General features: G+C 46.9%; 3 protein-coding genes. All 3 read left to right on the top strand.

The annotated features are described in order from the left end of the window. Window positions 1-227 precede the first annotated feature (227 nt). Complete coding sequence (locus tag QTN95_RS19720; RefSeq protein WP_331418697.1) at window positions 228-1,214, top strand: DUF4123 domain-containing protein; 987 nt, start codon at window positions 228-230, stop codon at window positions 1,212-1,214. After that, window positions 1,207-2,139: a DUF4123 domain-containing protein gene (locus QTN95_RS19715; RefSeq protein ID WP_331418696.1), complete on the top strand. Its 933-nt coding sequence runs from the start codon at window positions 1,207-1,209 to the stop codon at window positions 2,137-2,139. The genes QTN95_RS19720 and QTN95_RS19715 overlap by 8 nt, the downstream gene beginning before the upstream one ends. Next, window positions 2,136-4,556: DUF6531 domain-containing protein (locus QTN95_RS19710; RefSeq protein WP_331418694.1), on the top strand; the 2,421-nt coding region annotated here is incomplete at its 3' end. The genes QTN95_RS19715 and QTN95_RS19710, both read left to right, overlap by 4 nt.

Genomic DNA, 4,556 nt, shown 5'->3' with positions numbered 1-4,556 from the left:
TTTCGCAATGACATCGTTTTTTGTAAAGAGCCGCACGGTTATATGCCGAAAACCGAATGCAAAGTGGAAGGTGTGAATGAATACCTAAGGGAACAAACCGAGCAGGAAAAACGCCAAGATGAAAAGATCCTTAAAGAACGTTTTGGTATAGAGCACTGCTTTTAGCGCTGCAAGACCAAAGTTTCCGAAACATGAAGATCTGACGAATTCAGATCGGGATAGTACTTATGATGCCAGAATCTTCCAACGACGATATAGAAATTAAAAGCGTATCGCTATTCGATATTATGTCGAATACATCTGACACGCTTTATCTACTGGTCGACAAACCGTTGTTTCCAAAAATAAATGAATTTTGGGGGGCGTTTTCTACTCGAAACGATGCGCACTGGCTGCCTCTTTATCAAAATACGGACTATCACCAACTGTCAGATTTTTCTCCTTTATTGATCGAGATAAAAGAGGGGGAACCAGGCGAAACACTCTTTTTTTGGCTGCTTGAGCAGGGTGACGCGTTTCTCCGCTTTGGACTCGTTGGGGTTTACCCAGGCACTCTGAAAGAGATCCAAGCGCACTGGGCTAAGTGGCTAACCTGCATTTACCCAAATGGGGAGCAGGCTATGTTGCGTTTCTATGATTTTTCAGTGCTGCAAAAACTGTGGCAAGTCTTTACTCAGCAACAACAAGCCGCGTTATGCGGTAAACATATCGCGCTCTATGCCCCATTTTCATCGGAGAAAAATCAAGCATTGTGTAAGATTCAAGCTGTTGATTGGTTAACTAATCAACAGCTTGAATCACAACAAAAGTTCACTCAGCTAACCCTTACACAAGCGCAATATGATGTCCTCTTTTACGAACAACGCATCAACACTTTAGCGGGCATACTTCATGAAAAACTGGCACCACAATACGGGTGGCTATTGCCTTATGCCAATGTAAAAAACTTATTCTGGGAGGGGTTAGCCATCGCAGCTCAAAAATACCCGAATGAATCTTCACTCGCACATGAAACCTATGCCATGTATCGGTTTTATTTAAGCAGCCACTTCGATGACCACCCTGACTTTCAAACACGCCTTCGCCAATATCCACTGCGCCAATCCATTGGGCATTTCCATCAACGATTTCAACAAGAGCCTGATTTACTTCACGGGTATCAACAACAAGGTTGGTTAGGTATTGAGGGCTGTGCGGAGTTAATCAATGACTGAACATTTACTTTATAACAAGGTTGCGCTTGTCGATTGGCAAAAAATGACTCAAGACACACCCGTGTACCTACTGGCTGAATCTGCCATCAACCCCTTGGTTAGAACCTTGGCAGATGACGCTCTTAAACACAACCTATCTGCCGATGAAGAGAACGCCCTATACTGGGGCGAAATGGGCAAGGTCCATGCTTCTATTTCACCTTATCTACTCAAACTAGAGGGGTGGTCAGATTTTGAAAAAAACATCGCTTTTCAGCCACATTGGGGCATCCTACTCATTCCAAGGGAAGAGGCGCTAACACGCAACAATTCTTGGTTTTATCTACTCCATCATTTACGCGAATGGACTTTAATTGAACCCGACCAAGGGAGTCATGAGCAGGGAGCCATGCTTCTTCGTCTCTCCGACTGGGAGGTATTACAAGTGCTACTTAATGCCAGTAATCCAAGTGAACTGACCTCGCTCTTTGGCCCGTTTGAGACGTTTGCCTATTGGCATAAAGATCAGACTCACGTCCAACAAATCTCGTTAAACACGAGGCAACAAAGCACACTGCCACACCGCTCACCGCAACGGCTCAGCGAAAAGCAACATTCTGCTTTGAAGGCCTTCGCCCATCGTCATCAGCATAAAAAATACGCTGACCATTTACGACAGCATCACAGTGACGTGGAAAACTGGAGCGATAACGAGCTCTCCACTTTTTTACTTCGTAACATCGATACCGCCAATCAACTCCAATTCACCAACGAAAAAGACGTGATCCGCTACTTGAGCTTAGCCACCGTATTGGGGGAACAATTTATTGAGACGTCATGGGCACAGCAACCGCTCAACGCCCCCTCAGTAATGGGGACTCTGTCTCGCATGGACAAACTGTATCAGTGCGCTATCGAACAACTGGATAAGGAGCACAAAGGATGAATCAAGACAGAAAAACACAGCTCATTAGCAGTGCACAAGCGGCTGAGCAAAATTTCTCAACCGATAATGTACTGTCTGGCGGCTGTATCGAATGTGGCTGTGAAATCTTTATTCGTTACCACTATGATGACGATAAGCCTGTCCCCAATGCTCCTTTTGTTATGAAAGACAGTAACGGCACGACCATCAAAGGCGTTACCGACGAAAAAGGACTGTGCAAAATTGAAAACATTGGCTGTGGCGGCTTTGAGCTCTTGCTTTATGAAGGCAGTGACGAATTCAGCCCAGACGAGGTGCTGGCTAATAACCCTTCCCTGCAACATAACCCTACCCACGCGACGATGGCTGGCGAATACTTTTCTCTTTACAGCATTCTGAGCCGAGAGAACATTCTCACCTATGATAAAGACGACAGCTCCAACCACTTCATTGATATCGACAATAAAGTTTGGTTTGGGGCGTTAAGTGTTGAAGATAAATACGACCCCGCTTACCAACGTTTTTGGGCACTGAATAAACACATCAACCAAGGCCCAAGAGAGTTACGTGAAGCGGTCAATAATATCCATACCAGTTTGGCCGCTGAGCTCGCCGGGCAATCTCAAGATAACACGACCATTTTATTGTTTTGCCAAATTGCGTTGGGGTTTGTGCCCGTTGTCGGCCAAGCTATGGACTTATATGACCTCGGTGATTGGGGCTGGAAAACCTATCAAGGCGATAACCTCGATTCATGGCACTGGGCAGCGGGTGCTTTGGTCGGCATTGGCTTTGTACCCGGTTTGGGCGATGCCATTAAAAAAACTGGCAATGCGGTCATTGATGCGATGCGTAAACCCAATCCCGCCGCGTTTCAACTTGCAACGAAAACCATCCGCAGCATATCAAATGGTAATGTCGTCAAATACCTGTCTGACTTTGCGCCCAAACTTCAGGAGTATGGTAAAAAAGCAATAGCGTTGATCGATGAGATCATCGCTGGCCTTGAGCAAGCCCTGAAAGACGGCGCATCGTGGATCTTCACGCTGATGAAAGACGCTTTCCAAGGCATGATTGATGCCATGAAAAAGCTCTCTGCAAAGATCATTGACATGGTGGCATGGCTAACCAATAAAGTGCAGGAATTTATTGGCAAAGTCGTCACACGTGTGACCGGAACAGGCAAAGGGAGCGCGAAAACCCCCGATAACATCAATGCCGGAATAAATAATCCTCATTCAACCCGAACGAGCCAAAATCAAGGTGAGGCCAATAATGTAGAAAAAAAAACAGACGGGCAAACCTCTACATCCGAGGGCGAACCGATCGATATGTCGACAGGGAAAGTCTTTGAAGAGAGACAAGACTTCACCCTACCTGGCTTCGTTCCCATTGAGCATCGCCGATACTACCAATCCACCGGCGCTCAAGAGACAGGATTACTCGGGACGATTTGGCGCAGCAGTTGGGATCGTTGTCTTCACATTAAAGGCAACCTTGTCACCTTTGTCGATGTCGATTATTCCGTCGCGACTTTTGCTATCCCAAACGGGGAGGAGTGCTCAAAATCCAATCTAAAACCAGAATGGCGACTCTATCGCACCAATGAGGCTTTCATCCTCAAAAATAAAGACGGCAGAAGATACCACTTTGGCCACGCCTTAGGCAATCAAGTGCGCCTCACCCAGCTGTCTGATGCAAGTGACAACGCAGTCCACTTTCTTTATGAACGTGGCACCCTAAAATGGGTGGTGCTGTCAGACGACACTCTGATCCAAGTCCATACTCAACACCGCCGTATCGAGCAGCTCGATTTATTGGATGAGCATCGACAACTCATCCAAACCCTAGCGACCTATCAATACGACCAACGCGGTCACCTGGTTTCCGTCAGAGCCAATGACGGTCGAAACTTCGACTACACATACTCCAAAACAGGCTTACTCACTCGCTGGAATGACCTTGCCGACACATGGGTTGAGCACGATTACGATGTACAAGGCCGAGCCATTGCCACTCGATGTGCCGGCCAATATTGGAATGACTACATCCACTACGACGATGAACAACGGATCACCTACTACCAAAGTGCCTTTGGTGGCACCTCCCAATATGTAAAAGACGATAAAAACCGCATCATTGCGATTGTCGACCCGCAAGGTAACCGAACCGATCAAGAGTGGAATTTTGATAACCTGACAGCAGTCACCGACCCATTAGGTCAGCGCACCGAATACCAATACGACGACTGGGGTAACGTCACTCAGGTCACCGAGCCTAATGGGCAAGTTCATACCTATTCCTACAATGACAATGGACAACTGCTCAGCTACTGTGACCCACTATCGAGTACGTGGCATTACGCGTACAACTTGGCAGGCTTGCTGCTCTCGGTGCAAGATCCCGATGCCCGTGAGTGGCGACATGAATACAACGCG

Source organism: Vibrio sp. M260112 (assembly GCF_036533775.1).
In the GTDB taxonomy this organism is placed as follows: domain Bacteria; phylum Pseudomonadota; class Gammaproteobacteria; order Enterobacterales; family Vibrionaceae; genus Vibrio.
Note: the sequence above shows the minus strand (reverse complement) of the source record. Positions and strands in the feature narration are given on the sequence as shown.